At 70.0% G+C, this 26,650-nt stretch carries 25 protein-coding genes, 2 tRNA genes and 1 pseudogene; 10 read left to right on the top strand and 18 right to left on the bottom strand.

The window, feature by feature from the left end; all coding sequences use genetic code 11:
• Positions 1–23 precede the first annotated feature (23 nt).
• The 3 genes from NV263_RS22940 (at position 24) to NV263_RS22930 (ending at position 610) form a co-directional block, all read left to right on the top strand.
• Positions 24–95 (top strand) — tRNA-Cys (locus tag NV263_RS22940).
• Position 96: 1 nt separating this feature from the next.
• Positions 97–171: transfer RNA gene (locus NV263_RS22935), tRNA-Val, on the top strand.
• A gap of 196 nt (positions 172–367) precedes the next feature.
• Positions 368–610: a hypothetical protein gene (locus NV263_RS22930; RefSeq protein WP_263248679.1), complete on the top strand. Its 243-nt coding sequence runs from the start codon at positions 368–370 to the stop codon at positions 608–610.
• Here the strand turns inward: NV263_RS22930 and NV263_RS22925 are convergent.
• Positions 567–1,199 carry an AAA family ATPase gene (locus NV263_RS22925; RefSeq protein WP_263248678.1) on the bottom strand — a complete coding sequence of 211 codons (633 nt, stop codon included), beginning with the start codon at positions 1,197–1,199 and terminating at the stop codon, positions 567–569. The two genes, NV263_RS22930 and NV263_RS22925, sit on opposite strands and share 44 nt — an antisense overlap.
• A gap of 47 nt (positions 1,200–1,246) precedes the next feature.
• The gene (locus NV263_RS22920) at positions 1,247–1,543 is read right to left on the bottom strand and encodes a hypothetical protein (protein ID WP_263248677.1); all 297 of its coding nucleotides are present in this window, start codon (positions 1,541–1,543) and stop codon (positions 1,247–1,249) included.
• Between the two features lie 307 nt (positions 1,544–1,850).
• On the opposite strand from NV263_RS22920, the gene NV263_RS22915 reads away from it, so the two are divergent.
• From NV263_RS22915 to NV263_RS22905, 4 genes and pseudogenes are all read left to right on the top strand, one after another.
• Entirely contained in the window at positions 1,851–2,219 is a 369-nt protein-coding gene (locus NV263_RS22915) for a hypothetical protein (protein WP_263248676.1), read from the top strand.
• Between the two features lie 283 nt (positions 2,220–2,502).
• The gene (locus NV263_RS22910; protein WP_263248675.1) at positions 2,503–3,522 is read left to right on the top strand and encodes a C40 family peptidase; all 1,020 of its coding nucleotides are present in this window, start codon (positions 2,503–2,505) and stop codon (positions 3,520–3,522) included.
• Between the two features lie 157 nt (positions 3,523–3,679).
• Positions 3,680–3,946: pseudogene (locus NV263_RS30750) on the top strand (transposase); the annotation flags it as partial.
• A complete protein-coding gene (locus NV263_RS22905; protein WP_263248674.1) occupies positions 3,837–4,511 on the top strand; it encodes a transposase in 675 nt (224 codons plus the stop codon). The pseudogene NV263_RS30750 and the gene NV263_RS22905, both read left to right, overlap by 110 nt.
• A gap of 343 nt (positions 4,512–4,854) precedes the next feature.
• Here NV263_RS22905 and NV263_RS22900 read toward each other — a convergent pair whose 3' ends face one another.
• The 7 genes from NV263_RS22900 to NV263_RS22870 all read right to left on the bottom strand — a co-directional run bounded on the left by NV263_RS22900 (position 4,855) and on the right by NV263_RS22870 (position 12,507).
• Positions 4,855–6,021 (bottom strand): alpha-hydroxy-acid oxidizing protein, encoded by a 1,167-nt coding sequence (locus NV263_RS22900; protein ID WP_263248673.1) that lies wholly within the window; start codon positions 6,019–6,021, stop codon positions 4,855–4,857.
• 22 nt (positions 6,022–6,043) lie between these two features.
• The gene (locus tag NV263_RS22895; RefSeq protein WP_317630363.1) at positions 6,044–6,763 is read right to left on the bottom strand and encodes a hypothetical protein; all 720 of its coding nucleotides are present in this window, start codon (positions 6,761–6,763) and stop codon (positions 6,044–6,046) included.
• A 236-nt stretch (positions 6,764–6,999) separates the two neighbouring features.
• Entirely contained in the window at positions 7,000–8,436 is a 1,437-nt protein-coding gene (locus NV263_RS22890; RefSeq protein WP_263248672.1) for an amidase, read from the bottom strand.
• A gap of 66 nt (positions 8,437–8,502) precedes the next feature.
• Positions 8,503–9,474, bottom strand: coding sequence for a helix-turn-helix transcriptional regulator (locus NV263_RS22885; protein WP_263248671.1), 972 nt, complete (start codon positions 9,472–9,474; stop codon positions 8,503–8,505).
• A gap of 217 nt (positions 9,475–9,691) precedes the next feature.
• Positions 9,692–10,399 carry a TetR/AcrR family transcriptional regulator gene (locus NV263_RS22880; RefSeq protein ID WP_263248670.1) on the bottom strand — a complete coding sequence of 236 codons (708 nt, stop codon included), beginning with the start codon at positions 10,397–10,399 and terminating at the stop codon, positions 9,692–9,694.
• A gap of 142 nt (positions 10,400–10,541) precedes the next feature.
• A complete protein-coding gene (locus tag NV263_RS22875) occupies positions 10,542–11,501 on the bottom strand; it encodes an NAD-dependent epimerase/dehydratase family protein (RefSeq protein WP_263248669.1) in 960 nt (319 codons plus the stop codon).
• Positions 11,502–11,652: 151 nt separating this feature from the next.
• On the bottom strand, positions 11,653–12,507 hold the full coding sequence (locus tag NV263_RS22870) for a helix-turn-helix transcriptional regulator (protein WP_263248668.1): 855 nt from the start codon (positions 12,505–12,507) through the stop codon (positions 11,653–11,655).
• Between the two features lie 99 nt (positions 12,508–12,606).
• Between NV263_RS22870 and NV263_RS22865 the strand changes: the two genes are divergently transcribed.
• The gene (locus NV263_RS22865) at positions 12,607–13,404 is read left to right on the top strand and encodes an SDR family oxidoreductase (RefSeq protein ID WP_263248667.1); all 798 of its coding nucleotides are present in this window, start codon (positions 12,607–12,609) and stop codon (positions 13,402–13,404) included.
• 178 nt (positions 13,405–13,582) lie between these two features.
• Positions 13,583–14,512 (top strand): NADP-dependent oxidoreductase, encoded by a 930-nt coding sequence (locus tag NV263_RS22860; protein ID WP_263248666.1) that lies wholly within the window; start codon positions 13,583–13,585, stop codon positions 14,510–14,512.
• A gap of 241 nt (positions 14,513–14,753) precedes the next feature.
• Here NV263_RS22860 and NV263_RS22855 read toward each other — a convergent pair whose 3' ends face one another.
• The 3 genes from NV263_RS22855 to NV263_RS22845 form a co-directional block, all read right to left on the bottom strand.
• A complete protein-coding gene (locus NV263_RS22855; protein WP_263248665.1) occupies positions 14,754–16,151 on the bottom strand; it encodes an MFS transporter in 1,398 nt (465 codons plus the stop codon).
• Positions 16,152–16,176: 25 nt separating this feature from the next.
• Complete coding sequence (locus tag NV263_RS22850) at positions 16,177–17,370, bottom strand: beta/alpha barrel domain-containing protein (protein ID WP_263248664.1); 1,194 nt, start codon at positions 17,368–17,370, stop codon at positions 16,177–16,179.
• A 182-nt stretch (positions 17,371–17,552) separates the two neighbouring features.
• Positions 17,553–18,533, bottom strand: coding sequence for a LysR family transcriptional regulator (locus NV263_RS22845; protein WP_263248663.1), 981 nt, complete (start codon positions 18,531–18,533; stop codon positions 17,553–17,555).
• Between the two features lie 423 nt (positions 18,534–18,956).
• Between NV263_RS22845 and NV263_RS22840 the strand changes: the two genes are divergently transcribed.
• Entirely contained in the window at positions 18,957–19,796 is an 840-nt protein-coding gene (locus tag NV263_RS22840; protein WP_263248662.1) for a metallophosphoesterase family protein, read from the top strand.
• Between the two features lie 93 nt (positions 19,797–19,889).
• Here the strand turns inward: NV263_RS22840 and NV263_RS22835 are convergent, their stop codons facing one another.
• The 6 genes from NV263_RS22835 to pruA form a co-directional block, all read right to left on the bottom strand.
• Positions 19,890–20,810: a TauD/TfdA dioxygenase family protein gene (locus NV263_RS22835; RefSeq protein WP_263248661.1), complete on the bottom strand. Its 921-nt coding sequence runs from the start codon at positions 20,808–20,810 to the stop codon at positions 19,890–19,892.
• A 25-nt stretch (positions 20,811–20,835) separates the two neighbouring features.
• Positions 20,836–21,663 carry an ABC transporter permease gene (locus NV263_RS22830; protein WP_380758487.1) on the bottom strand — a complete coding sequence of 276 codons (828 nt, stop codon included), beginning with the start codon at positions 21,661–21,663 and terminating at the stop codon, positions 20,836–20,838.
• A complete protein-coding gene (locus tag NV263_RS22825) occupies positions 21,632–22,432 on the bottom strand; it encodes an ABC transporter ATP-binding protein (protein WP_263248660.1) in 801 nt (266 codons plus the stop codon). The genes NV263_RS22830 and NV263_RS22825 overlap by 32 nt, the downstream gene beginning before the upstream one ends.
• A gap of 24 nt (positions 22,433–22,456) precedes the next feature.
• Positions 22,457–23,488 (bottom strand): ABC transporter substrate-binding protein, encoded by a 1,032-nt coding sequence (locus NV263_RS22820; RefSeq protein ID WP_263248659.1) that lies wholly within the window; start codon positions 23,486–23,488, stop codon positions 22,457–22,459.
• Positions 23,489–23,865: 377 nt separating this feature from the next.
• A complete protein-coding gene (locus NV263_RS22815) occupies positions 23,866–24,795 on the bottom strand; it encodes a proline dehydrogenase family protein (protein WP_263248658.1) in 930 nt (309 codons plus the stop codon).
• Positions 24,796–24,992: 197 nt separating this feature from the next.
• Positions 24,993–26,621: an L-glutamate gamma-semialdehyde dehydrogenase gene (gene pruA / locus NV263_RS22810; RefSeq protein ID WP_263248657.1), complete on the bottom strand. Its 1,629-nt coding sequence runs from the start codon at positions 26,619–26,621 to the stop codon at positions 24,993–24,995.
• Positions 26,622–26,650: the final 29 nt, after the last annotated feature.

The raw sequence follows: 26,650 nt of genomic DNA, 5'->3' as shown, positions 1-26,650 counted from the left end.
TCTTCGGCGCGGACGCGGAGCACGGCGGAGTGGCCGAGTGGCTTAGGCAAGGGCCTGCAAAGCCCTGTACGCGGGTTCGATTCCCGCCTCCGCCTCGCGCGATTAGCTCAGTGGGAGAGCGCTACCTTGACACGGTAGAGGTCACTGGTTCAATCCCAGTATCGCGCACCAGCTATATACCCAGGTGAGAGCCCCAGCCGATGGTCTGCATCGGTTGGGGCTCCTGCTGTTTTGGGAGCACGGTGGGGAGGAGTTGATCTTGCCTTGCTGTGCTCGCGCGAAATGTGTTCATCCATCGTAGATCCCCTTGGCTGCTGCGGCATTGCGCGTTCGCAGCGAGTGGAGGCGGGACAGAGGACCCGGTGCGATGCCTTGTCGGCGGCGACAGCACTTCGCCGACTGCGAGGCGATCCTCGCTTCGCCGGACCCGGGGACCCGGGCACTGGCGACGGCCGCACGCGCCGAGCACGCCTGGCCCTCCAGCGGCACCACGGTCACGCTGGCGCGCTGCGGCCGGGTCGCCACCGTCGACTGGCGCGGACGCGGCCGGAACTGGTTGTGGATGGTCACTGAGCGCACCGTTCCGTACTCGATGCCGCGCACCTGCTGACAGAAGGAATTCGTCGCGATCGATTGCGCAACGACACCAGTCTCAACTGGAAACCAGCTGCGGTCATCCCTGTCCGGTCGAGCTCGGCGAGAATGCGCGTGGTGGTCTCGGCCGGTGTCGCCGATTCCGGCACGAGCCGTTCCTCGGGCCAGCCCAGCAGATCCCGCGGGCAGTACCAGCGCCGCATCTCGTCGGGTCCGAACTCGTCCGACTGCGGTCGCATGGCGTGCCGTCTCAATGTCTCGCCCCAGGAGACGTCGAAGTAGTAGGCGAGCGTCGTGCCTAGGTGATCATCTCGCAGCCGGGACAGCAGCGGGAGATAGCGCTGCCGATGCAGGATTCCCTCCAGCACGACGACGTCGTAGCCCACATCCAGCGCGTAGCGCACGGTCTGCTCGATCAACCCGTGGTGCGGCCCGTCGGCGGTGTCGCGGGCCTTGAGCACGATGCGGCGCAGGTAGTCCTGCTCCACCAGCGCCAGCCGCCGCCCCAGGCGCTCGCGTAGGGCCCGCGCCGTGGTGCTCTTGCCTGAACCCGAGTTGCCGCGCAACACGATCAACCGGGTCTGCGAGGTTCCCGTCGGGCTCATGGCCGCACTCTAGAAGTCCGCGAACGGCCCCGAATGAGTGCGTGCGGTCAGCCCTGGTCGCTGGCGGCGTCGTGCTCGGCCAGCAGAGCCTCCAGCCGGTCGAGCACGTCGGCGATGCCGTACGGGGAGCGCCGCAGCCTCGCCAGCAGACTTCGGACGATCTCCTGGGTGCCGATCCGGCTGTGCCAGTCCTCTCCGGCGGCGCGGTCCTCGCGAGTGAACACCGAACACCGCTGGTCGCGGTCCAGCGGCACGCCTGCGTCGTGTCCCACTGTGGTGGTCAGCGCGGTGATCGCCGCACGCCAGTCGTCGGCGTGGTCGTGCAGCCATCGCAGCGGCGGCACCTGCGACTGGAGGAGTTGGGACTACGTCCGCGAGGCTCGCGCGGCTGCGCCGGAGTTCGGGTTTTGGTGCTGTGCTGAGCGGCTCGCCCCGTCGGCGAGCTCGTCTTCGTGGTTTTGGTAGGTGGCGCGGCAGAATTCGGAGAAGTTGTCGTAGCGTTCGTTGCGCCGTTGCCACCGATCCCGGCCAGTGCCCGGTTGAGCACCTGGCGCAGGACCTCGACAGACACCACGGACTCGTCGTTGCTCATCGGTTGCCTTTGTAGATCTTGTCGCTGTTGTTTCGGAACGCCTGATTTTCTTTTCCCAAATGACGGACGCGGCCTTCGGAGACGGAGGCGTCTTTTCACCCACGATTGGCGCGTTTGATGTCGCTGAGGGCCATGTCGCCGCAGGCACATCGTGTGCGTCGCGCCAGGTGTTGATCCACTCTGATCCGTTCCTGCTGTTCCGGTCCGGCCTGGTGCAGGTGCTGCTCATGTTCGTCATCACGGTCGGTCGGCAGATGATCGGCCAGGCTGCCGACCAGCCGGTCGTGCAGACCTACCTGCACGCCGAGGCCGTGCCGCACGCCTGCGGGTGCTTATGTCCTTGCTGCCTGATCGGCTCGGTTCCGCCCGATGTGAAATCCGCGCTCGGTTCATGCCGCATCGTTCCGAATTTCGTGTGCGCAAAGTGATGCGGTGTGGACCACGCGTGTTTTTCCGTGCCACGGATCACCGCGGTCTTGGCCAGCAGCGGTGGAGTGCGTAATCTTGCGGCGGCTTCGCGGCGATCAGCCACCGCACCGGTGGCCCGCAAGTCGCCGCCGAATCGGCTTGTCGGGGAGCCGAACCGGGTTGTGCGTCGAGTTGACGCGAACTCGTTTGTGGGCCGGGCGCTGATGTCCCGGCCCGGTCGGTATGGAACTCGGTGGGCGGTTTGGAAGTTGAAGGAGCCTTACGATCTTGCTTTCGAAGCACATGAAGCGTTCAGTGCGCGGAGGTGTCGCCGCGACGGCCGTGGCGTTCGCGGTGGGCGTTCCGCACTTCCCGGCCAGCGCCGACCCGGCACCGCCTGGTAACGCCTCGGACGCCCAGAAGCAGTTGCACGACCTGTCCCAGCAGGCCGAGGCCCTCGCGGCGCAGTACCAGAAGTCCCAGGACGACCACAACGCCAGGAAAGCCGACCTGGACCGCGCGAACGCGATGGCGGACCAGGCGCAGCGGACCGCGGACGAGGCGCGCTCCCAGGAGCAGCGCTCCTACGGCCAGGTCGACTCCATGACGCACGCCTCCTACGAGGGCGCGCAGATGAACAAGCTCTCGGCGCTGATGCTCAGCAAGTCGCCCGACGATTTCCTCGACCGCGCGTCCGCATTGGACGTCCTGGCCAAGGACAACCATCGTGCTATCCAGACGTTCTCCGACGCGCGCTCGCGCGCGGACAGCGCCGCCAAGCAGGCCCAGGACGCCCGTGCCCAGGCCGCGCAGGCGGAAGCCGATGCGGCGCGCATCGAGGCGGACATGGCCCAGCGCAAGGCGGCCATGGACGACCAGATCGCCAAGGTCAAGCAGCAGTACGCCAAGCTCAGCCAGGCCGACAAGGCCGCGATGTCGGGCAGCGGCGCGAAATCCGGTCTGCTGGGCGGTTCCGGCGCCGCGATCGAGGCGGTCAACGCGGCATTGGGCAAGCAGGGTTCGCCGTACGTCTGGGGTGCGACCGGGCCGAACTCCTTCGACTGCTCCGGGCTGGTCCAGTGGGCCTACAAGCAGGCCGGCGTCAGCCTGCCGCGCTCGACCTACTCGCAGATCAACGCGGGCACCAGCGTGTCGCAGAGCGATCTCAAGCCGGGCGACCTGATCTTCTTCAACGGTGGCGGGCACGTCGGGATCTACATCGGCGGCGGCAACGTCGTGCACGCGCCGACCGAGGGTGAGGACGTCAAGGTCACCCAGTACAAGTACATCGGCAGCGTCACCGCCATGCGCCGCGTCGCCTAGGGAGTGTTTTCGGAAGTGCTGTGCGTGGCGGTGCCGGTGGCGGAACCTCAGTGCCTGTCTTTGATCTTGGGGGTACCCGGGGGCGGGTATGAGAGAGGGCCTTTGCTAGTGATCGTGACAGCACATCAAGATCGACACAGCAAAGGCCCGATCCGCTTTGTACACCACCGCGCCGGCTGCCGGCTCGACGGCCCGTGCCCGCCGTTACCCCTCGGACACCACCGACGCCGAATGGGCAGTGATCGAGCCCCTGCTGCCCGCCCCGGCCTGCCGCACCTGCAGCGGAGGGCGTCCGGAAAAACACCCCCGCCGGGATGTCGTGGACGCGATCCGCTACTTCGTCGACAACGGCTGCAAGTGGCGGGCCCTGCCCGCCGACTTCCCGCCCTGGAAGACCGTCTACGGGTTCTTCACCCGCTGGAGCCGCGACAACATCGTCCTGGGCCTGCGCGACAGGCTGCGTGAGCAGGTCCGCGCCCGCACCGACCGCCACCGCACCCCCAGCGCCGGGATCATCGATTCCCAGTCGGTGCGGGCCGCCGAAACCGTCGGCCGCCACACCCGCGGTTTCGACGGCGGAAAAAATCAACGGCCGCAAACGCCACATCGCCACCGACACCCTCGGCCTGCTGCTGGGCGTGTCCGTGACCGCCGCCCACATCACCGACCGCCGCGGCGCCGAACTCCTCCTGCGCTACCTCCACACCCGCCACCCACGCCTGGAACTGGTCTTCGCCGACGGCAACTACAGCGGACGCCTGACCACCTGGACCCAGGCCGCCCTGGGCATCACCCTGCACATCGTCCGCAAAATCGCCGGACAAACCGGCTTCCACGTCCTGGCCCGCCGCTGGGTCGTCGAACGCACCCTGTCCTGGATCACCCAAGCCCGCCGCACCGTCCGCGACTACGAACGCCTCCCCGCCCACTCCGAAACCATCATCAACTGGGCCGCCATCACCCTCATGACCCGCCAACTCACCACCTAACCCAAGATCAAAGACAGGCACTCAGCGGCCCGCCCGTCACCCGACCACCACCCCCCACGGAGGCGCTGACGCGCCACTGTGCTCATCAGAGAACCCGCGGCGGTGCGAGCTGCGAGACCGCTCACCGACAGAGAAAGCGGCTCACGCCGCTTATAAAACACGCGCTAGCTGAGGACCCCTGCGGGGCGCTGCGCCAACGCACCGCAGCGCCTCCGCCGGTGACCAGCGCCTTTCGGCCGGTGAGCTAGGTCCACGCGTGTCTCCGCTCTGTCGTGCGGGTCGTGTCGCGCACGTGGGTGTGCATGCCCCGTACGCGGACCCGGCGCGCGGCTGGTCGTGTTGATCAGCTGACGCGGCGGATCGCGTCTGCGCGCAGGTCGGCGAGGGTGGGGTAGCCGTCGATGGCCATCAAGAGGTCGGCTTCGGCGAGGATCGATCGCAAGTGGTGGACGACGCCGTCTTCGCCGCCGAGGGCGAGTGCGTAGGCGTAGGACCGGCCGACACCGACCGCGGTGGCGCCGAGTGCCAGGGCCTTGGCGGCGTCGGTGCCGCTGCGGACTCCGGAGTCGAACAGGACCGGGACGTCGCCGGCGGCACGGACGACATCGGGCAGCATGTCGAGGGCGGGGATCCCGCCGTTGGCCTGTCGTCCGCCGTGGTTGGAGCAGTAGATGCCGTTGACGCCGAGGTCGATCGCCTTGCGCGCGTCGTCGGGATGGTTGATTCCCTTGACGACCACGGGCAGGCTCGTGGCCTCCCGGATCCAGCGCAGGTCGTCCCAGGTGAGGGAGTAGCCGAACTGGTCGGCCCATTCCGCTGTCGCCGCGGCGAGGTCGTCTTCGGGTTTGCGGGCCAGCAACTTGAGGAAGTGTTCGTCGGTGAAGTAGTTGGCGAGGCAGTATCCGCGCAGTTGCGGGAAGTTCGCCCGGTTGAGGTCTCGGGGGCGCCACCCGGTGACCCAGGTGTCGAGGGTCACCACGATCGCTCGGTAGCCTGCTGCCTCGGCGCGCTGGACAAGACTGAGGGCGAGCTCCCGGTCCTTCGGGGTGTAGAGCTGGAAGAAACCGGGTGTGTCGCCGAGGGCTGGGCCGAGATCTTCCACGGGATCCATGGACAGGGTGGATTGGATCACCGGCACGCCGGTGCGCGCGGCGGCGCGGGCGACGTGCAGGTCGCCGTGGAAGTCCTGGGAGCAGATGCCGATGATGCCGATGGGCACGGTGAACAGTGGCGAGGGAAGGCGCAACCCGAACAGATTGATCGACAGGTCACGCTCGTAGCTGCCGTTGAACATCCGGGGCACGATGCCCCACTTTTCGAAGGCCGCGACGTTGGCGCGCTGGGTGTGTTCGTTCCCGCAGCCTCCGGCGATGTACGACAATATCCATTCCGGAAGGGCTGCGGTGGCCTGCCGTTCGAGGGTGGCGGCGTCAACCGGGTAGCGGGGGAGCACGCCTCGTGTCCCGGCGTTGTAGATCTCCAGCTGGAAGTCTCCGTACTGGTGGGTCATCGTGTCAGTCCTTTGTAGACGGTCAATGTCCGGCGGCGCTCGTGGGCCGTTGGCGGCCGGATGCGGGGCTGATCCGGGCGAGGGCGTCCTCGACGTAGTCGGCTGCCTGACGCATCCGCTGCCAGGCATCGGCCGGCAGTTGCCACTGCAGGACCGACGCCCCATCGCGGTCGAGCCGCGCGGGGACGCCGACGGCCGTGCCGGTGATGCCGTATTCGCCGTTGAGCACCATTGACGTCGGCCACGTGTTCTCGCCGCCGGTGGCGATGGCCCGCACCATCGAGGCGATACCGTTGCCCGAGGTCCAGGTCGACGTGCGCGGCACGCCCAACCGGACCCAGCGCGGATACCACTCGTGCAGGTACGCCTGGGCGGATGCCCGCTGCGCGGGATTCAGCTCGACCGGCTCGCCGTCCACCTGGACGTTGTGGAACAGGGGCACGCAGTGGTCACCGTGCTCGCCGAGCACCCACGCCTCGACCCGGTGCGGCTGGACGTGCAGCGCTTCGGCGATGCCGTACCGCAGCCGCACGCTGTCGTTCACGGTGTAGCCGAGGACGCGGTGCCGGTCGATGCCGGTCGTCCGGTGCAGCTCGGTGACCAGCGGGTCGACCGGATTGGAGGCGACGACCAGCACGCCCGGCCAGTCGGGAACCGCGCCCAGGGCCGCGCCGGTCTCCCGGGCGATGGCGAGGTTCTCGGCGAGGAATTCGATGCGAGGGCTGTCCTTGCGTGGCGGCACGGCCGCCGAGAACACCACGGTCCTGCTGCGCCCACCGCCACGCCCTGCGACGAACAGCGGCCTCACGGTGCAGTGCCCGCCGAACGATCCGACGAACGGGCTGATGCGGTGGACCGGGACGGACAGACCAGACCCGATTTCCTTTGGGGGCAACGGTTTTGGGGTCGGTGACGGCGGTATCGGGACCGCTGGCCCGCCCGAACCGGCGCTCCCGGTGCGGCTGGTCCTGCCGCGGCTCAGTGCGACACGTGCACGCTGGGCCGTCGGTCCGCCCACGGCATGGCGCGCTCCAACTGTCCGGCGAGGGCCAGCAACGTGGCCTCATCGGCGTACCGGCCCACCAGCTGGACCCCGACCGGCCAGCCCTGCGGGGACGTGTGGAGCGGCAGGCTGATAGCCGGCTGCCCGGTCGCGTTGAACAGGCCGGTGAAGGTGCCGACCTCGAACAGCGCGTCGTGCCAGCCCCGCGCGTCCAGCGACGTGTCGTTGGCGTCCAGTTCGCCGAGCGCGAAGTTGGGCCGAGTCGTGGTCGGGCTGAGCAGCACGTCGTACTCGGTGAAGAACGCGGCCACCTGACGGGTGATGTCGTTGAACGTGTTCTGGGCGGCGAACACGTCCATCGCCGTGAGCGACTGGCCGTACTCGACGCACGCCAGGGTCGTGGCTTCGAGGTGCTGGGCATCCATCGCGACGCCCGCACCGGCGGCCAGGTCGCATATTTCGGCGGCCAGGAACCCGGACCACGCGACGCAGTTCGCCTCGCCGAAGGACTCGGCGTCGATCACTGGCGCGGCGTAGCTGACGTGGTGGCCCAGCGTCTCAAGCCGACGGGCCACCGCCTCCGCGCCGATCCGACAGGAACTGTCCACAGTGGTGTCACCGAGCAACGGATCTGTGGTCACGGCGATCCGCAGCCGCCGGGGGTCGCTCACCGCCTCCTCGGCATATGGGCGCTGGGGAGGCGGCAACAAGTACCGATCGCCGGGTTCGGCACCGTGCACCGCGTCCAACGCGGCAGCGCAGTCACGCACCGTTCGGGTCAGGACGAATTCCACGCCCAAGCCGAGGAGCGGGTCGGCGTGGTCCGGGCCAGGTGTGGTCCGGCCCCGGCTGGGTTTGAGCCCGACCAGGCCGCAGCACGCCGCGGGGACGCGAATGGACCCGCCGCCGTCGTTGGCGTGGGCTACCGGCACCGCGCCTGCGGCGACCAGGGCGGCCGACCCACCGCTGGACCCGCCCGGACTGCGGGTGAGGTCCCAGGGGTTGCGAGTGGGACCGTTCACCAGCGCCTCCGCCGTGGCGGCGAATCCGAACTCGGAAGTGGCCGTACGGGCCAGCGCGGCGAACCCGGCGGCTCGGAAGCGGCGCATCAGGTCGGTGTCGTAGGACAGCGTCACGCCAGGGCCGAGAAGTCGGCTCCCGGCCTGCATCGGCACGTCCGCCGCGTGCAGGATGAGATCCTTCAGCGCAAGTGGAACACCACCGAACGGACCGTCCACCGTGTGCGCCAGCGGAGCCGGGAAGCGGTCGCCTACGAGGGCGTTGAGCTCTGGATTCGCCCGGTCGATCGCCTCCATCGCGGCCTCGTGCACCTCGGCCGCCGCGACCTGCCCGGTGCGGATCAGCTCAGCCAAGCCGAGCCCGTCGAATGCGGCGTACTCCCTGACGTCCATGTGGCCTCCTCACGCTGCGGGGGAGGCCACGATAGGAGTCGCGGACTGGCCGGCACATCGGTCGGATCACGGATCCGCTTCGGTGGTGGCCGGGGCGGTGCCCGTCTGGTGCAGTCCCCAGCGGGCGGCCGTCGCGGCAGCCGCGGTCCGGTTGGTCAGGTCCAGTTTGGCCAGGATGTGCTCGACGTGGGTGGCGACGGTGCGGTGACTCACGCCCAGTTGCGCGGCGATCTCCCGGTTGGTGGTACCGCTGGCGAGCGCCGCCAGCACCTCGATCTCGCGCAGGGACAGGCCGTGCGGCCGGTCAACCGGGCGGCAGGCGGCGAGCACAGCGCCGCCTTCGCGGACCAGCCGGCACCGCACCAGCGTGCGGCCGTGCAGCAGGAGCAGCGAGGCCGGTACCGGTCCGGCCGCCCCCAGTCGGCGGAGTTCGGCGAGCAGCGGGGACGTGGGGTCGGCGAGGTCCGGCACGGCCGTCGCCGTTGCGCTGACCGTGCCGTCGGTCAGGTTCACCACCGAATCCCCGTCATCCGCCAGTCCGTCCGGCCAGCGGGGGATGATCAGCTCGGCAAGGCTGCCGGCGAGCAGGGTGACCAGATCCCGGCCGGTGTCGTCGGGGTGCCGGGCGTCGGTGCTGCTGAGGTTGAGCATCCCGACGTAGTGGCGGCCGATGAACAGGCAGGTCGTCATGCCGTCGGCGAACCCGAGCGGGCCGATCACCTCACGAAAGGACGGCGTGTTGCGCGAGGCGTGCGGGATGTCGCGGACCCGCAGCGGGCGGACGGCCCGTCGGGCGCGCGGGAACAGCGGATCCCGGTGCATGCACCGGCTCATGAACTCGATGGCGGGGGCCGTGTAGCCGACGTTGGCGACCGGCCGGTGCAGGCCCGCGGCCGGATCCCAGCGCAGCAGCGCCGCGCAATCGTAGGGGACGACGGCAGCCAGTTCGGCCAGCACGGTGGTGGTCCCGTCCGCGGTGGCGGATTCCCGGGTTCGGACGGCGGCGGCCAGCCGCACACCCACGTCGGTGCCTGTCATGGCGGGAAGTGTCGGTGTCCGACGCCGCCGACCGCAACCGCCGTCGGCAGGCCGCGCCGCCCGCGGTGGGTTGAACCTCAGAGCCTGTCTTCGAACCTGCTCCCGGAAGGGGCGCGGTGAGCGGCGCCAGCGATGCGGCGGGAGAGTCCACATGGGACGAATCGGAGCTGTCGTTCGGCAGGGCTGCCCACGCTGCGGCGGAACGGAGCCCTGGCGGTCAGGGGAGCTGGAAGGCGTCGGCCAGGAGTGCCATCTGGACGTTGAGCAGGGTGGCGGGGTCGTGGCCCATGCCGGTGAACTGGCCGGTGATCTCCAGGCTGACCGTGCCGTGCATCTGCGGCCAGGTCATCACGGCCCCGGTCAGCGCGATGGCCGCGGGGGGCGCGGCGGCGGACTGACCGGTCCACTGCTCGACCCAGTCCGCCACCTCGGGCTTTTCGTGCAGCCATACCCGCAGCTGCGCGAGGAGCGGGTCCACGGAGACCAACGGCCGCCCCTGGGTGAAGACGGTCAGGAAGGGACCCAGGACGGAGCGCGCCTTCAGCACGGTCTCGGCCGGCGCCGTGAAGCCCGGCACCGGGGTGCCCTGGATGAGCAGGTACAGGTGCGGCTGTGCCACGGCCCACGCTCGGTAGGCGCTGGTCAGGGCGTGGAGCGCGGTCCGCCCACCCGCTTCGATGTCCACCTCGTGGACGGCTGCGGCCGCGGCTTGGTAGGCGTCGTGCACCAGCTCCGCCAGCAGGTCATCGCGGCTGGCGAAGTAGCGGTAGAGCGCCGGGCCGGACATCCCGATCTCCTTCGCGATCCGCAGGAGCGCCACGCCCTCGATGCCGCCGTCGGCCAGCTGCCGCACGGCCGCTTCCTTGATCTCCGAGCGGGTCTGTTCCCGGTACCGCGCACGCGGACTGTTCACGCGGACTGCCATCCCCGCCTCCTGTCGCCGGTCGCGCCGGACCGCGTCGTTCAGCTCGTATCGTATGCGTCACCGTATCGCTGGTGTGATAGGGCAAAGCCCTCCCCCGGGTCCTTGCCGGGAGAGGGTTGCCGAACGCCTGCGACCTGCCGGATCAGCCCTTCGCCTGGGAGGCGAGAAAGCCCCGGTACCACTCCAGGGTCTCCTTCAGCGTGGTCTCGATCGGGGTGGGCTCGACACCGAACTCCCGCTGGAAAGCGGTGGAGTCCATGATCTGCGGCTCGGTGTGCTGGTAGAACAGCTCGGCGTAGGAGTTCATGAACGTCTCGTCGAACGGCCCGAAGGCGTGCGGCTCGTCCATCGCGACGGTCTGGAGCGGGTGGCCGACCAGGTTGCCCAGCACGGTGAAGATCTCGCGCGTCGTGCGGGCGGGGGCGGTGGGCAGGTGCCAGACCCGGCCGTCTCCTGAGGGGTTCTCGCCGAGCACGGCCAGACCCCGGGCCACGTCGAGGATGCTGGTGTAGCTGTGCTTGAGGTCGATGTCGCCGAGCGCCAGGACCTCGCCGCCCGTGAGCGCAGCCGGGAAGACGGCCCCGCCCAGCGTGGAGTTCAGCACCCGGGGCCCGACGAAGTCCGCCGAGCGGCCCAGCGCGACCTTCGCGCGGCCCTCCCGGTGCGCGGTGAGGTAGTTCTCGTCCAGCGCGGCACGCATCTTGCCCTTGGCCGTGGTCGCCCGCCACGGGGTGTCCTCCGTCATGACCTCGCCGTGCGTCTCGCCGTACGGGTACAGCGTGTCCAGCACGACCAGGCGCGCACCGGTGCGCGCCACCGCGCCCAGAACCGCCTCCTGGATGCCGGGCATGACGTCGACCTGCAAGTGGTAGGCGACGTTGACGCAGTGGTAGACGACGTCCGCGCCCTCGATCGCGGCGAGCGCCCCTTCCACCGTGCCGACATCCCCGCTGGCGCGCTCGATGCCGTCCAGCGGCTCCCCGGAACCGGCGCGGTCGACCAGCCGGACCGCGTGCCCGCGGCGCGCGAGCTCCACGGCGACGGAGGTGCCCGCGGGGCCGGCCCCCAGGACGGTGTGGAGCGAACCCGGTGCTGCGGCCATGACGTGATCCTTTCGACAGGTGCGACGAAGACTTTCCGCCGTTATCAACCAACGCTTATGTTATACATCGTAACTCCGCGAAGGTGTCCGGGGAACGGTTCGGGCCGTCAGCGGCGCGTGCTGCTGGTGTCGAAGCCGGTGGACGCGTCGGCTAGCCGGGGCGCGCGTCGGTGGAGAAGCGTTCGTTGCCCAGCACGCCGAGCAGTCGCAACTTCTCGTGGTCCTCGGTGCGCGGGGCAGCGGTGAGCACGAGCAGGGCCTGGGACTGGTCCTCGGTGAACAGCACCTGGCAGTCGAGCTCGATCGCGCCGAGTTGGGGATGGATGAGGATCTTGTGGTCCTGGAAGCGCTTGGCGACATCGTGCCGTTCCCACAGCTCGGCGAACTCGGCGCTCTCCTCCTGGAGCGCTCGCACGATCTCGCCGGCCCGGGACCGCGAGCCCATCGCTCCGTAGGCGGCGCGCAGGTTCGCGACCTGGGCGCGGCTCTGCCGGTCGCGGTCGTCCTCGGGGTAGCGCAGCCGCTCGGAGGGATCTGTGAACCACCGGTAGACCTCACTGCGAGCGAGTCCCGTGCAGCTGGACTTGTCGCCGAAGAGGGCTTCGGCCATCCGGTTCTGCACGAGCGTCTCGCCGAGGTTGGACAGGATGAGCGCCGGGGTGTCCGCAAGGCGGTCCAACACGCGCAGCAGCGCGGGAGCGACATGCGTCGCGGTCCACACCGGGGACGGGGCGTTGCGCCCCGCCACCTGGAACAGGTAGTCGCGCTCGCTGTCCGTCAACCGCAGCGCCCGGGCGAGCGACGCGAGCGTCTGCTCGCTGGGCTGCGGGCCGCGCCGCTGTTCGAGCCGGGTGTAGTAGTCGGTCGACATCGCGGCCAGCGCCGCGACCTCCTCGCGCCGCAGGCCGCGGGCCCGGCGACGCGCACCCGTGGCGAGCCCGACGTCCTCGGGCTGCAACGTCTCCCGACGGCGGCGCAGGAAGGCCGCCAGTGCTGCACGGTCCACGATCCCAGTATCCGCACCGGCCGAGCGCGAACCAGGGACCGCGGATCCCCCGATGACCGGTCTCTGCACCTGCCGCGGCCGACCGGCCAGGCTCGAAGCATGAACATCTCCGGAAACACCATCTTCATCCCCGGCTCCACGAGCGGGATCGGTCTCGCGCTCGCCCTGGAGCTGCACGCCCGGGGCAACACCGTCATCGTCGGCGGCCGGCGCACCGAGCTCCTCGACCGGATCGCCGCGGAGCACCCTGGCATCGACACCGTGCGGATCGACACGACGGATGCCGCGAGCATCGACTCCGCCGCGCAAGAGGTGCTGGCGAAGCACCCGGACCTCAACGTCCTCGTCACGATGGCCGGCATCATGCGCATCGAGGACTGGCACCGGCCCGAGTCCTTCCTCGCCTCGGCCGAGGCGGTGGTGACGACGAACGTGCTCGGCCCGATCCGCCTGATCGCCGCGTTCATCGAGCACCTGCGGGAGCAGCCGGACGCCACGATCGTCACCGTCTCCTCGGGCCTGGCGTTCGCGCCGCTGAAGATCACGCCGAGCTACAACGCGTCGAAGGCCGCGATCCACATGCTCAGCGAGTCGATCCGGCTGCAGCTCGCCGACACGACCGTGAAGATCGTCGAGCTGGAGCCGCCGGCCGTCCGCACCTCGCTGCTGCCCGGACAGGAGCACAGCGAGTTCGCGATGCCGCTGGAGCAGTTCGTGGCGGAGGTCGTCGCCTTGCTGGAGTCGCAGCCCGATGCGGCGGAGATCCAGGTCGAGCGCGTGAAATTCCTGCGCTACGGCGAGGCGCGCGGCGACTACGACCAGGTCGTCGACGCGCTCAACGCGTCCGACCCGCTCGGCGGCGGCCAGGTGGTTCCCGCACCTGGCGAGGCCGCGTGATGGCCGGTCCACCCGGCGTCGACTCCTCCCGCCCGGCTGGCGGAGATCGACACCGCTCACGGCGGCGCGCCGGCCGACGTCAAGGCCGTGGCCATGCGCTGGTCGAGGTCCCCACGACCCGCTCGCGGCCGGCGTCCACTGCGCGTCCTGGTCGGCGCGCACCGGAAGGGAGCAGAGCGTGAAGGCAGTTCAGATCACCGGCTACGGCCAGCAAGCGGTCGTGGCGGAGGTCGGCACTCCGACGACCGGTCCGGGCGAGGTCCTGGTGCGCATCGCCGGGGTCGCCCTCAACCCTCTCGACCTCAAGATCGCCTCGGGCGGCTTCCAGGGGTTCTTCCCGGTCGAGTTCCCCTACGTCCTGGGTACCGACCTGTCCGGAACCATCACCGAGATCGGTGCGGACGTCACCGGGTGGCAGGTGGGCGATCAGGTGATCGCCCGGCTCGACCCGACGCGTGGTGGGGCGGCGGCCGAGTTCGCCGTCGTGCCCGCTGCACAGCTCGTCACAGCACCGTCGTCGCTCCTCCTGCCCCTTGCCAGCGGGATCGGAACCGCTGCCGGCACGGCCTGGCAGGCCCTCGTCGAAGTCGCCGACGTGCGGCCGGACCAGTGCGTCCTGATCCACGGCGCGGCCGGTGGCGTCGGGAGCTTCGCGATCCAGTTCGCGCGTGACCTCGGCGCCCACGTCATCGCCACGGCGTCGGGGAAGGGGCTGGATATCGCGCGGCAGCTCGGCGCCCACCAGGTCGTGGACTACACGAGCACTGATTTCACGAAGGCGGTGTCCGAGGTGGACGTGGTGCTCGACACGGTGGGAGGTGCGAACGAGCCGCGGTCGCTGGAGGTCCTCAAGCCCGGCGGGCTGCTCGTGGCGACTCCGGTTCCACCGGACGGCGAGCGGGCGGCGGACCGCGGCCTGCGCGCCGAATTCGTGTTCCACACCTCGAACGCCGACCGTCTCGAATTGGTCGCGAGCAAGATCGACGGCGGCACCCACCTCCTGCTCGACCGGATGTTGCCGATCCGCGAGGCCGCCGACGCGCTGAGCTACCTCGCCCGTGGCCGGGCCAAGGGCAAGGTCATCCTCGTCGTGGACGGGGTCGCCTGAGTTTCCGCGATCTACCGGCGGCAGCCGCTCCCGCGGCGGCGTCCCCGTCCCGGGCCCGATTCCGACCCACCGAACTCCGAGGACCGGCCCCGGACCGTCCACAGTGGCGTGTCGGAGCGCGCGTTCTCCTCGTGCGGCGGGGTTTTCCCGTCGTTGCCGTGCGGAGTGGAGCCGACGAACCACCGCGCCCGTTAGGGCGCGAGTGGTCGCCGGTGCGTTGTCGGAATCGGGTTCCCGGGAATCAGGTCGAGGGTTCGTCGGCGAGCGCGACCGGTTGCCGCTCCTCGGGGCGCCCCCGGTCCGCGCGCAGTGCGAACGCGGATGCGCAGCTGACGCCGACCAGCAGGAACGCGGCCGCGATGATCGACATCGGCACGAGCAGCTGGTAGGCGAAGCCGAGACCGCCGAGCACGGCGATGGCGACCGTCATGCCCACCTGCCTGCTGGTGTTGAGCAGCCCGGACGCCGCCCCGGAGATCTCCGGCGGGCACAGGTGCATCGCTTCCGCGCTGAGCAGCGAGGCCAGCAGGCCGGACGGCAGTCCGATCAGCGTGGTCGCGGCGAGCGTCACCGGCAGCGATCCGCTCAGCGACAGCCCGGCTACCGCCGCACCGCCGACGAAGCCGATCAGCGCGCTGGCGAGGATCACCCGCCGCCGGATCGCGGGCGTGACCCGGCTCGCCAGCAGGTTCCCGCACAACCACGCCACGCAGCAGGGCAGTGCGGCGTAACCCGCCTGCTCCGCGGTCAGCCCGTGGCGCTGTTGCAGGAACAGGGCCAGCACCAGCAGCGACCCGTACGAGCCGATCTGGTACATGCCTCCCGAGAGGATCACCAGCAGGTACGGGCGGTGCGTGAACAGCGCGCGCGGCACCAGCGGCGTGTCGGCCTTCAGCTGGGTCAGCACCAGGGCGGCCAGGGCAACCGCGAAACCGAGCAGCGCGATCGCCACCAGCGGCGCGGTGAACGACGTGTGCCCGCCCTCGATCAACGCCCCGGCCAGGCAGGTCAGGGTGAGGCAGAACAGCAGTTGCGGGAGCACGGTGAAACGCCGCCCCGGGGCGGCGACCGGGTCGCGGAAGCCGCGGATCAGCACCAGCGCGAACACGCACACCGGCACGTTGACCAGGAAGAGCCACCGCCAGCCCACGAACTGCGTGATCAGGCCACCGGCCAGCGGTGCGGAGGCGATGGCGACGCCGCCGACCACGCCCCACCCGCCGATGGTGCGGGCGCGCCGAGTCAGGTCGGCGATGCCCTTGGTGATGATGGACAGCGTCATCGGGAGCATGAAGCTCGCGCTGGCGCCCTGGAGCACGCGTGCGGCGACGAGCTGCCAGCCCGACTGCGGCAGCGCGCACAGCAGGGAGGCGAAGGCGAACACGGCCGTGGACACCCGGTACACGCGGGCCACGCCGAAGCGGTCACCGGCCACCCCTGCGGTGAGCAGGAAGACGCACAGCGGGATGGTGTAACCGTCCAGGAACCACTGCTGTTCGGCCGCCGACGCCTGCAAGGAGCCGGTGATGCTGGGCAACGCCACGTTCACCGACGACGCGTCGAAGGCGACGAGGAAGTTCCCGATGCTGACGGCCACCACACCGGCGGCCGTCAGCCGGGACGCATAACTTTCGTTCATCAGGTAGATCCGGTCCTCAGGTGGCTCAGGCGCCGACCGCGGTGGCCACTTCGGCGTCGGCGCGTTCGCGGATGACCTCCAGCGCGGTCGTCTGCACGTCCTGCAGCCGCACCATGTCCGCGTAGAACGCCTTGACGTCGGCCGAGATCCGGTCGTACTCGGCGCGCTTGCGCTCGTACAGCCCGTCCATGTGCTCGGCCAGCCGCTCGTAGACCTGCTGGATCAGCTCGTCGTCCTTGAGCATCCCCGGATCGGCGCCCGCCTCGGCGAGGATCTGCCTGATGTAGACGGGGAACAGGCCGATCCGGTTGAGGAAGTAGTCCACCGGCCGGGACACGCCGAGGTAGTCCGGCACGTTCACGATCCCGGCGTTCTCGTTCTCCACCAGGAAACCGCTCACCGCCCGGTACGGGTCCGGTGCGGCCAGGAACACCTCCTCGGACAACCGCGCGGCGGCGGAGAGCTTGTCCACGTCCAGCGGCGCGGCCTCGACGCCGATGCCGCGCTCGGCGAAGACGGTCGCGATCGACTCCAGCTCGGCGAGACCGGCGCGGTTGCCGACGCCGGCGACACCGCCCTCGATCATCTGGAAGCCGTGGAAGACCGAGATCAGCGAGTTGGCGGTACCGATGCCGCGGTCGTTGTGCCCGTGCAGGTAGAAGGTGATGTCCGGGTTGTCGTGGACCAGGTTCGCCGCCAGGATCGCGGTCGCGTCCGGCAGCAGGGTGCCGACGGAGTCGTTGATCCGGATCAGCGAGATCCCCTGCTGCCTGCACCGCTCGATCTGGGCGTTGAGGTGCGCGTACTTGTCCTCGTCAACGGTGCCGGAGAAGGCGTTGAGCAGGCTGGAGCGCAGCCGTCCGACGCCGATGGAGCGCAGCCGCTCGGCGACCCGTTCGAACAGCTTGTTCTCGCTGTCGATCTCGATCATGCCGATGCTGACGTACATCTCCTTGAGGTATTCGCGCGGAATGTTCCGCGCCAGCTGCTCGCACAGCGGTTCCCAGGTCTTCAGCGTCAGGTTGAAGGAGAATTCGGTCCGCTCCGGAATTCTGCCCATCAAGTACTTCGCGTCGAGCACGTTCCGCACGAAAGCGGCCTCGGTGATTCCGGACCCCACGTCGATGTCGGTCACACCGGCGTTCGTGATCGCCTCGATGAGCCGCAGCTTGCGAGAATCGTCGGCGCCGTACGGCGCGCGCTCGCCGCCCTCTCGCAATGTTTCGTCGGAAATAGCTCGGATGGAAAAATCGTTGTACCGCGGCTGATGTCCGCCAGGAAACGACAGCATGGTGCCGGTGCCCTTTCGAAAGTGGCTGCTGGTCGAACGGTCCCCCTTGACCGCTGGCGACGTTACAGCCCGCTCGTGTGGACTGCTAATTAGAAGTTCTGATGGTCTGATCAGAACCGGTTGTCCGCCCGTCGGCGCCCGAGCGCACGGCGCCGGCGGGTCGCTGGGTGGCCCGCTTCGGCGGCGACGAACTCGACGAACCGGTGCACCAGCGGGCTGGTGTCGCTGCGCAGCCAGGCCAGCGACATCTCACCGGTCGGGCGCGGGTCGGTGAAGGGGCGCGCGACGGCGCCGGAGGACTCGGCGAGCTCGGCCAGCGCGCGGTCCAGTACGGCGACCCCGGCGCCCGAGCACACCGCATCGATGACGTTGGCGTAGTCCGGTTCGAACGAGGAGATCCGGGGCGCGGCCGAACCCCAGATCTGTTCGACGATCCGGTCGTGGAACTCCGGGGCGTGGTCCCGCGGCCACATCACGACCGGCTGGTCGCGGAACTCCTCCCGGGTGATCCGGTCACCGGCGGCGAGCGGGGAGTCGGCGGGGAGCACCGCGACCAGTTCCGCGTCCCCGATGACCCGGCAGCCGATCTCCGGCAGATCCGGCGGGGTGCGCAGGAAAGCGACGTCGGCTTTTCGGGCGCGGAGTTCGGAAACGTTGTGCGAGACCCAACCCGCGATCGTCACCACTTCCACTCCGGGATGCTGCTCGCGGAATTTCTCGACGAGTCGCCGCTGTCCCAGGTGGACTCCGGAACGGCTGTAGAGCACGGTGATCCGGCCGGCGCCGCCGCTCGCCTTTTCGCGAATGGTCCTGGCTATTCGCTCGGAACGTTGTAATATGCAGGTGGCCTCGCCCAGCAGGATTTTCCCGGAATCGGTCAGCTGGACCCCCCGCCGGTTGCGGATGAACAGTTCGGCACCGAGTGATCGTTCCATGGAGCGGATGCCCTGGGAGAGCGCGGACTGCGTGAGGAACAGCCGCTCGGCGGCCCGACCGAAGTGCAACTCGTCGGCCAGTGCGATGAAGTAGACGAGATTTCGTGAGATCAGCGGGTTGGTGAACTTCTGGTTCTCGTCCCACGGCTCGGACATGCGCGGTCGGTCTCCTCCCGTGTCGTGCCGCCGCGACCGGGGAGCTCGAACGCAGGAGGGCGCGGACGATCCCTCCGGCGCTGCCCCCGAAAAATCTCCCCAGTGCTGTCGCCCTGTGTGATGGCCTGACTACGGTATACACCGGTGCGGGGTGGATCAACGCGTTACCGGGGTGGAATTGCGGGGGCGGTCGGTCTGCCCGTTCGTTCGCGCCGTGTGCCCGACCCTCCTTCGCGATTTCCGACGCGCCCGGCGTCGGTGCGGAGTCGGGTGCGCAGCGGCCGGGTGCAGCCGCTGCGCGCCCGGACGTTTCCGAGGTGAGTGCCCGTCTTCGAACCTGCTCTCGGAAGTGGCGTGGCAAGCGGCGTCAGCCGCTTTGTCGACCGCGGCGGTGGCCGGTCCGCGCCGCGGTAGTGTGATGGCGTGGGAAAACTGCTCGCGATCAGCGATCTGCACGTCTCCCATCCGGAGAACCGGGAGATCACGACCCGGCTCGCGCCCGAGTCGGACGAGGACTGGCTGGTCGTGGCTGGGGACGTCGGGGAGAAGGTGGCGGACGTCGAGTGGGCGCTGCGCCTGCTCAGCGAGCGGTTCGCCACCGTGGTCTGGGTGCCCGGCAACCACGAGCTGTGGTCGCACGACCGGGACCCGGTGGGCCTGCGCGGAGTGGACCGCTACCGGCACCTCGTGGAGCTGTGCCGGGAACTGGGGGTGCTGACCCCGGAGGACCCGTATCCACTGTGGACGGGAGCGGGTGGTCCGGTCCGGGTCGCACCGCTGTTCCTGCTGTACGACTACACGTTCCTGCCCGCGGGTGCGCGCGACAAGGACGAGGCGCTGCGGCAGGCGCACGCCCGCGGCGTGGTGTGCACCGACGAGTTCCTGCTGCACCCCGACCCGTACCCGAGCCGGGAGGCGTGGTGCGCCGCCAGGACCGCCGAGACCGAGCGGCGGCTCGCCGAACTGGACCCCGAGGTCCCGACGGTCCTGGTCAACCACTACCCCTTGGTGCGCGAGCCCACCGACGTGCTGTACTACCCCGAGTTCGCGCAGTGGTGCGGCACCCGGCGCACCGCCGACTGGCACCTGCGGTTCCGGGCGACCTGCGTCGTCTACGGGCACCTGCACATCCCCCGCGTCACCCACCACGACGGGGTGCCGTTCCGCGAGGTCTCGCTCGGGTACCCGCGGGAGTGGCGGCGGCACGGTCACCCGCACGGCCTCCTGCGCGACGTCCTGGCGCACGTCGAAGACTGCCGTTGAACCCTTTTCGGGTAGCGGTGCCGGTGGCGAGACCACTCGCCGGAAGGGAAAGCGGCCGACGCCGCTTGCCACGCCTGTTCCGGGAGCCCCTGCTCAGGCGGGCAGCGGTGCGTAGGCCGAGGCGTCGCCGACGCGGATCTCGCTGGCCCGGCCGTCGATGCCGACCGGGACGTCACCGGCGATCGTGACGCGGTGCATCCGCCGGGGCTGGTCGTCGTAGTCGGCGACCGCGTAGTGCTGGGTGGCCCGGTTGTCCCAGATCGCCACGTCGCCCGGCTGCCAGTGCCACCGGGTGGTGTTCTCCAGCGCGGTGACGCGGTCCTGCAGCAGGTTGAACAGGGTCCGGGACTCGGTGCTGTTCAGGCCGACGAAGCGCTTGACGAAGTGGCCCAGCAGCAGGGCGCGTTCCCCGGTCTCGGGGTGGACGCGCACCACCGGGTGCTCGGTCTCGTAGAGGTCGGAGACGAACTCCCTGCGGTGCGACTCCTCCTTGACGTCGACCCCGCCGGTGCGCACCTGGTCGACCCGGGCGGCGTAGTCGTAGTCGTTGGTGTGCACCGCCCGCAGACCGTCCACTAGGGACTTCAGCGGATCGGGCAGCTTCTCGTAGGCGGCGACCGTGCTGGCCCACGTGGTGCTGCCGCCGTAGGGCGGCAGCTGCACCGCGCGCAGGATGCTGATCGCCGGGACGCGGTCGACGAACGTGACGTCGGTGTGCCAGCTGTTGGCCTTGCCGTACTCCGAGTCGATGGGCAGCACGTTGCCCCGGGCCCGGCTGGTCGTCGTGGGGTGCGCCTGGGTCAGATCGCCGAGCAGGGCGGCGAATTCCTGCTGTCCGGCGTCGTCGAGGTGGTGCTGCCCACGGAAGAAGACGACCTTGTGGGCCAGCAGCGCCGAGCGGATCCCGGCGACCGCGGCGGCGTCCAGGTCGCCGCCGAGCCGGACCCCGTCGATGCGGGCGCCGATGTGCGCGCCGAGCTTGGCGACCTGGACTCGTGTCGATGTCGTGGTCATGTTTCCTCCTGTCGTGTCGTGCGGATCAGCCGCGCCAGCGGGACAGCCGGCGTTCCAGGGCGGTCAGCGCCCGGTTGAAAGCCAGCCCGAGCAGCGAGATCGTGACGATCCCCGCGTACATGTCGGGGACCTCGAAGTTGTACTGGGCCGCGTTGATCAGGTATCCGAGCCCGGCCTTGGCGCCGACCATCTCGGCGGCCACCAGCACCAGGATCGATGAGGCCGCGGCCAGCCGGATCCCGGTGAACACCGTGGGCACCGACGCCGGGAGCACGATCTTGGCGAACACCTGGACCGGCCGGAAACCCAGTGACCGGGCGGATTTCACCAGCAGCGGGTCCACCGTGCGCACCCCGCTGATGGTGTTGAGCAGGATCGGCCACACGCAGGCGAACACGACCAGCGAGATCTTCGACGTCTCGCCCAGTCCCAGCAGCAGCACGAAGACCGGGAGCAGCGCCAGCGCGGCGGTGTTGCGGAAGACCTCCAGCAGCGGCGTGAGCAGTTCGTCGGCGAGCCGGTACCACCCGATGAGCAGCCCGAGGGGAACGGCGACGAGCGCGGCGAGGAGGAACCCCGCCAGCGCCCGGCCCAGGCTCGCGCCCAGGTTCTCCCACAGCTGCCCGTCGGCGGCCAGCGCGAACCAGGTGCGCGCGACCCGGCTGAACGGCGGCAGGAAGATGCTGTCCACCAGGCCGGTGCGGGGCGCGGCCTCCCACACCGCGAGGAACACCAGGATCGCCACCGACGACTTGGCCGCGCGCCCGGACAACCTCCCGACGCGAACCGCCGCGGACGGTGCCGGGCGGGTGATCGTGGTGTCAGCCAACGGGAACCACCTCCTGGTCCACATCGGACTCCCGGGTGTGCAGCAGGCTCCAGACCCGGTGGCGGTAGCGGGCGAACTCGGGATCGGAGCGGAGGTCCTCCCGGGCGGCGCGGTCGCCGAACGCGATCTCCACGACGTCGGTGACGCGGCCGGGGCGCGCGGTCAGCACGGCGACCCGTCGGCCGAGGTAGACGGCCTCGTCGATGTCGTGCGTGATGAACACGATCGTCTTGCCGGTGCGTTCCCACAGCCCGAGCAGTTCCTCCTGGAGCCGTTCGCGGGTCTGCGCGTCGAGCGCGGCGAACGGCTCGTCCATCAGCAGCACCTCGGGGTCGAAGGCGAGGCTGCGCGCGATCGCGACGCGCTGGCGCATGCCGCCGGACAGCTCGTGCGGGTAGTGGTCGGCGAAGGCGGACAGGCCCACCAGGTCGAGGTGTTCGAGCGCCCGTTCCCGGCGCTGCCGCCGGTCGACCCCCTTGGCCTCCAGGCCGAGTTCGACGTTGGACCGGGCGGTGCGCCACGGCAGCAGCGCGTACTGCTGGAACACCACGCCCCGGTCGAGCCCGGGCCCGGTGACCGGTTCGCCGCCCAGCAGGATCCGGCCGCCGGTCGGGGCGTCCAGGCCCGCGAGCAGGTCGAGCAGCGTCGACTTGCCGGACCCGCTGGGGCCGACGATGACGACGAGCTCGCCCTCCGGGATCCGCAGGTCGACGCCGCGCAGCGCGGCGACCTCGCCCTTCCCGTCGCGCGCGGGGAAAACTCTCGACACGTCCTCGAAAACGATGTCTGCCATGGGGGAACTCCGCCCTGTGGTCCGTCAGCGGTGGAACGGGTTGAACTCGTTGGTGTGGATGCGGGAGACGTCGACGCTCCCCGGCGCGATCACGCCCTGGGTGGTCAGCCGCTCCAGCCAGATCTCGAACTCGCGGGCCGCGATCAGCCCGCCCGCTCCGGCGATGCCGGTGGAACGCCAGTAGCGGATCGTGTCGGTGTCCTCGTTGCGCCGCCGACGCCGGATGATGTCCTGGAACCGGGCCACCACCTGTTCGCGCGGACGGGTCTGCGCCCAGCGGATCGCCCGGGCGATCCCGCCCACCAGCGTGCGGGCGGTCGTCGGGTTCGCCGCGGCGAAGTCGTCGCGCAGCACGTAGCACCCGGCGCTGAACGGTCCGAGCAGCTGGTGGTCGGTGAACACCGCGCGGATCCCGCCGCGCGTGCGGGCCTTGTCCGAGATCGGGTCGCTCATCGTGGAGACGTCCAGCTGCCCGGACCGCAGCGCCTGCTCGGAACTGACCGGCGGCACCACGACGGGCTGCACGTCGCGGATCTCGGCATCGGACAACCCGCCGCGCCGCAGGTAGATCGACAGCACGTCCTGGTGGTGCGCCCCGATGGTGTTCATCCCGACCGAGGCGCCGATGAAGTCGCGGGCACCGCGGACCGGGCTGTCCTGCAGCACGTAGTAGCCGACGTTGGTCAGCGCGTCCGATCCGTAGTAGGAGATCACCGCCCGGATCGGCGCACCGGCCGCCGCGAGCCGGAGGATGGAGCCGTTGAACGCGCCGCCGATGTCGGTGTCACCGGTGACGGTCGCCTGGATGTCCTGCGGTCCGCTCGTGGTGTTGCCGATCCAGTCGAGCCGCAGGTCGCCGAGCAGTCCGAGGTCGGCGGCCAGCTCGTGCCACAGGACCTCGCCGGACCACCCCTGGTACCGCACCACCTTCGTCTCCCGCCGGGGCGTGGCGGACGACGTTGAACATCCACTGAGGACGGTAGAAATGGCTATTGTGGACAGTCCGGAGCGCAGGAGTTGGCGGCGGCCGAACAGCCGCTTGTTCGCAGCGTGCACGGAGGGAATCCCGTTCCTGGTAGCGGAGATCCGCGATGCGCGGACGGGCGGGGAGAAAGCGGGGACCGCCGAGGCGGCGAAGATCAGCGACAGGTGGCGCTGGCGACGCGGACGCAGTCCACGTAGCGGCGCGAGATGAGGTCGACGCCTGCTGTCATGCCAAGGATGGAACCAGCGCCCGTCGTCGGGTGTCAACCGCGCCCGCGGGCGTTCCCGGATCGCGGGAGCGAGCGATTTCCGCTCAACAGCGGGGGATCAGCGGGCAACGCCGAGATCGACCGGACCGGCCTCGAACGCACGTCCGCCCCGGCTCCGGCGGAGGAATCCGCGGGGGAGCCGGGGCGGAACGGCCCGCCGCGGCGCGGCGGGCGGGAGCGTCAGTTCTGCGTGATCAGCGAGCGCAGGAAGAACGCCAGGTTCGCCGGGCGCTCGGCGAGGCGGCGCATGAAGTACCCGTACCACTCGTCGCCGTAGGCGACGTACACGCGCAGCCGTCCGCCCTCGGCGGCGATGCGCTTCTGCTCCTCGGGCCGGATGCCGTACAGCATCTGGTACTCGAAGCTGTCCGGCGACCGGCCGGCCCGCGCCGCCAGGTCGGTGGCGATGGCGATCATGCGCGGGTCGTGGGTGGCGACCATCGGGTAGCCGGAGCCGTTCATCAACGCTTTCAGGCAACGCACGTACGAGCGGTCGACCTCGCCCTTGTCCTGGAACGCCACCGACGCGGGCTCCGAGTAGGCGCCCTTGCACAGCCGCACCCGGGAGCCCTCGGTCGCCAGGTCGCGGCAGTCCTGCTCGGTGCGGTGCAGGTACGCCTGGAGCACCGCGCCCACCCACGGGAAGTCCACCCGCAGGTCGCGCAGGATGCCCAGGGTGGAGTCGGTGGTGGTGTGGTCCTCCATGTCCAGCGTCACCGTGGTGCCCGCCTGCGCCGCGGCCTCGCAGATCAGCCGGGCGTTGTCCAGCGCGATCTTCTCCCCGTCGGTGGGCAGGAACTGGCCCACCGCGGACAGCTTCACCGACACCTCCGCCCGGTCGGTGAGCCCGGTCTCCGACAGCGTGCGCAGCATCCGCTGGTAGGCGCGCACGGTCGTGGTGGCCTGCGCGGCGTCCAGGGTGTCCTCGCCGAGGTGGTCGAGCGTGACGTACATGCCCTGGGCGGCCAGCGAGCGGATCGCGTGGACCGCGTCATCGGGAGTGGTCCCGGCGATGAACCGGTGCACGACCGGTTTGGTCAGCGGGTTGGCCTCCACGAGTCGGCGCACGCCCCGCGAACGGGACGCGGCCAGCAAGGTGCTGCGGAGCATCGGTGCTCTCCTTACGGACAAAGGATTCGGAGCGGATCTCCTGCCTCCCGCATCGCGTGACGTGTCGGGGCGACGTCGCCGGTGCGGGGCGGGTGGCCCGCACCGCCGACGTTTCGGGGGCGGGGCTCGACCGGTGGGCCGGAGGACGAGAAAGGGGAGCGGGGCCCCGCGGTCGGCGCCGCGGGGCCCCGGGGCGGTCAGCCCATGTGGGGGTAACCGATGTGGGTCGGGGCGTCGAAGGTCTCCTTGATCGCCCGCGGGCTGGTCCAGCGCTGGATGTTCAGCAGCGAACCGGCCTTGTCGTTGGTGCCCGAGGCCCGGCTGCCGCCGAAGGGCTGGCGGGACACGATCGAGCCGGTGGGCTTGTCGTTGACGTAGAAGTTGCCCGCCGCACCGCGCAGCTTGCGGTGCGCTTCCTCGATCGCCGCGCGGTCGGTGGCGAAGATCGACCCGGTCAGCGCGTACGGGCTGGAGGAGTCGACGACGTCGAGGATCTCCGAGTACTTGTCGTCTTCGTAGACGTGCACGGCGATGATCGGGCCGAAGTACTCGGTGGTGAACACCTCGTCGCCCGGGTCGCTGCCGACCAGCACGGTGGGCTGCACGAAGTAGCCGACCGAGTCGTCGCACTCGCCGCCGGCGAGCACCTCGATCGAGGGCTGCTGCTTGGCGCGCTCCAGCGCCGCCTTGTGCTTGGCGAACGCCCGGGCGTCGATCACCGCGCCGCCGAAGTGCGAGAAGTCGGTGACGTCGCCGTAGCTGACGGACTTGGTCAGCTCGACGACCTGCTCGCGCAGACCGCCTTCCCAGATCGAGCGCGGCACGTAGGCGCGGGAGGCCGCCGAGCACTTCTGGCCCTGGTACTCGAAGGCGCCGCGGACCAGCGCGGCACCCAGCGGAGCCGGGTTGGCCGAGGGGTGCACGACCACGAAGTCCTTGCCGCCGGTCTCGCCGACGATGCGCGGGTAGCAGCCGTAGTTGTCGAGGTTCTCGCCGATGGTCCGCCACAGCTTCTTGAACGTGCCGGTGGACCCGGTGAAGTGCAGACCGGCGAAGCCCGGGTCGGTCAGCGCGACCTCGGAGACGGCCTGGCCGTCACCGGTGACCAGGTTGATCACGCCCGGGGGCATGCCCGCGGCCTCGAAGACCCGCATGGTGAAGTGCGCGGCGAACTGCTGCGACGGCGTCGGCTTCCACACCACGGTGTTGCCCATCAGCGCCGGGGCGGTGGGCAGGTTGCCGGCGATGGCGGTGAAGTTGAACGGGGTGATCGCGGTGACGAACCCGTCCAGCGGCCGGTAGTCCATCCGGTTCCACTCGCCCGGCACCGACCGCGGCTGCTCGGCCATGATCTGGCGCGCGTAGTGCACGTTGAACCGCAGGAAGTCGATGAACTCGCAGGCCGCGTCGATCTCGGCCTGCTGCACCGACTTGGACTGGCCCAGGATGGTGGCGCCGTTGATCGTGTCGCGCCACGGCCCGGACAGCAGGTCGGCGGCGCGCAGCAGCACCGCGGCCCGCTCGTCGAACGGGGTGGCGGCCCACTCGGCGGCGGCGGCCTTGGCGGCGGCGACCGCGTCCGCGACGTCTTCCCGGGTGGCCTGTGCCGAGGTGCCCAGCACGTGCTGGTGGTCGTGCGGCTGCACGACGTCGAACCGGTCCCCACCAGCCATCCGCTGCACACCGCCGATGGTCTGGGTCAGCTCGACGCGCTCGGACTCCAGCTCGGCGATCCGCTTCTGCAGCGACTCCCGCTCCGGGCTGCCCGGAGCGTAGGACTTGACCGGCTCGTTGTAAGGCACCGGTACCGAAGTGATGGCGTCCATGGCCAAATTCGCCTCCTTGCGAGAGTCGC

The organism is Saccharopolyspora rosea (genome assembly GCF_025643595.1).
Taxonomy (GTDB): Bacteria; Actinomycetota; Actinomycetes; order Mycobacteriales; family Pseudonocardiaceae; genus Saccharopolyspora; species Saccharopolyspora rosea.
This window is presented reverse-complemented; position numbering and strand designations above follow the sequence as displayed.

Coding starts and splice junctions, on each gene's coding strand:
- NV263_RS22900 (WP_263248673.1), bottom strand. CDS start 6,021: ATGACCCACCAGTACGGAGACTTCCAGCTGGAGATCTACAACGCCGGG.
- NV263_RS22815 (WP_263248658.1), bottom strand. CDS start 24,795: ATGCTCCGCAGCACCTTGCTGGCCGCGTCCCGTTCGCGGGGCGTGCGC.
- NV263_RS22865 (WP_263248667.1), top strand. CDS start 12,607: ATGAACATCTCCGGAAACACCATCTTCATCCCCGGCTCCACGAGCGGG.
- pruA (WP_263248657.1), bottom strand. CDS start 26,621: ATGGACGCCATCACTTCGGTACCGGTGCCTTACAACGAGCCGGTCAAG.
- NV263_RS22910 (WP_263248675.1), top strand. CDS start 2,503: ATGAAGCGTTCAGTGCGCGGAGGTGTCGCCGCGACGGCCGTGGCGTTC.
- NV263_RS22835 (WP_263248661.1), bottom strand. CDS start 20,810: ATGACCACGACATCGACACGAGTCCAGGTCGCCAAGCTCGGCGCGCAC.
- NV263_RS22830 (WP_380758487.1), bottom strand. CDS start 21,663: ATGTGGACCAGGAGGTGGTTCCCGTTGGCTGACACCACGATCACCCGC.
- NV263_RS22905 (WP_263248674.1), top strand. CDS start 3,837: ATGTCGTGGACGCGATCCGCTACTTCGTCGACAACGGCTGCAAGTGGC.
- NV263_RS22885 (WP_263248671.1), bottom strand. CDS start 9,474: ATGACAGGCACCGACGTGGGTGTGCGGCTGGCCGCCGCCGTCCGAACC.
- NV263_RS22925 (WP_263248678.1), bottom strand. CDS start 1,199: ATGAGCCCGACGGGAACCTCGCAGACCCGGTTGATCGTGTTGCGCGGC.
- NV263_RS22845 (WP_263248663.1), bottom strand. CDS start 18,533: ATGTCCGAGCCGTGGGACGAGAACCAGAAGTTCACCAACCCGCTGATC.
- NV263_RS22930 (WP_263248679.1), top strand. CDS start 368: ATGCCTTGTCGGCGGCGACAGCACTTCGCCGACTGCGAGGCGATCCTC.
- NV263_RS22855 (WP_263248665.1), bottom strand. CDS start 16,151: ATGAACGAAAGTTATGCGTCCCGGCTGACGGCCGCCGGTGTGGTGGCC.
- NV263_RS22875 (WP_263248669.1), bottom strand. CDS start 11,501: ATGGCCGCAGCACCGGGTTCGCTCCACACCGTCCTGGGGGCCGGCCCC.
- NV263_RS22915 (WP_263248676.1), top strand. CDS start 1,851: ATGACGGACGCGGCCTTCGGAGACGGAGGCGTCTTTTCACCCACGATT.
- NV263_RS22890 (WP_263248672.1), bottom strand. CDS start 8,436: ATGGACGTCAGGGAGTACGCCGCATTCGACGGGCTCGGCTTGGCTGAG.
- NV263_RS22825 (WP_263248660.1), bottom strand. CDS start 22,432: ATGGCAGACATCGTTTTCGAGGACGTGTCGAGAGTTTTCCCCGCGCGC.
- NV263_RS22880 (WP_263248670.1), bottom strand. CDS start 10,399: ATGGCAGTCCGCGTGAACAGTCCGCGTGCGCGGTACCGGGAACAGACC.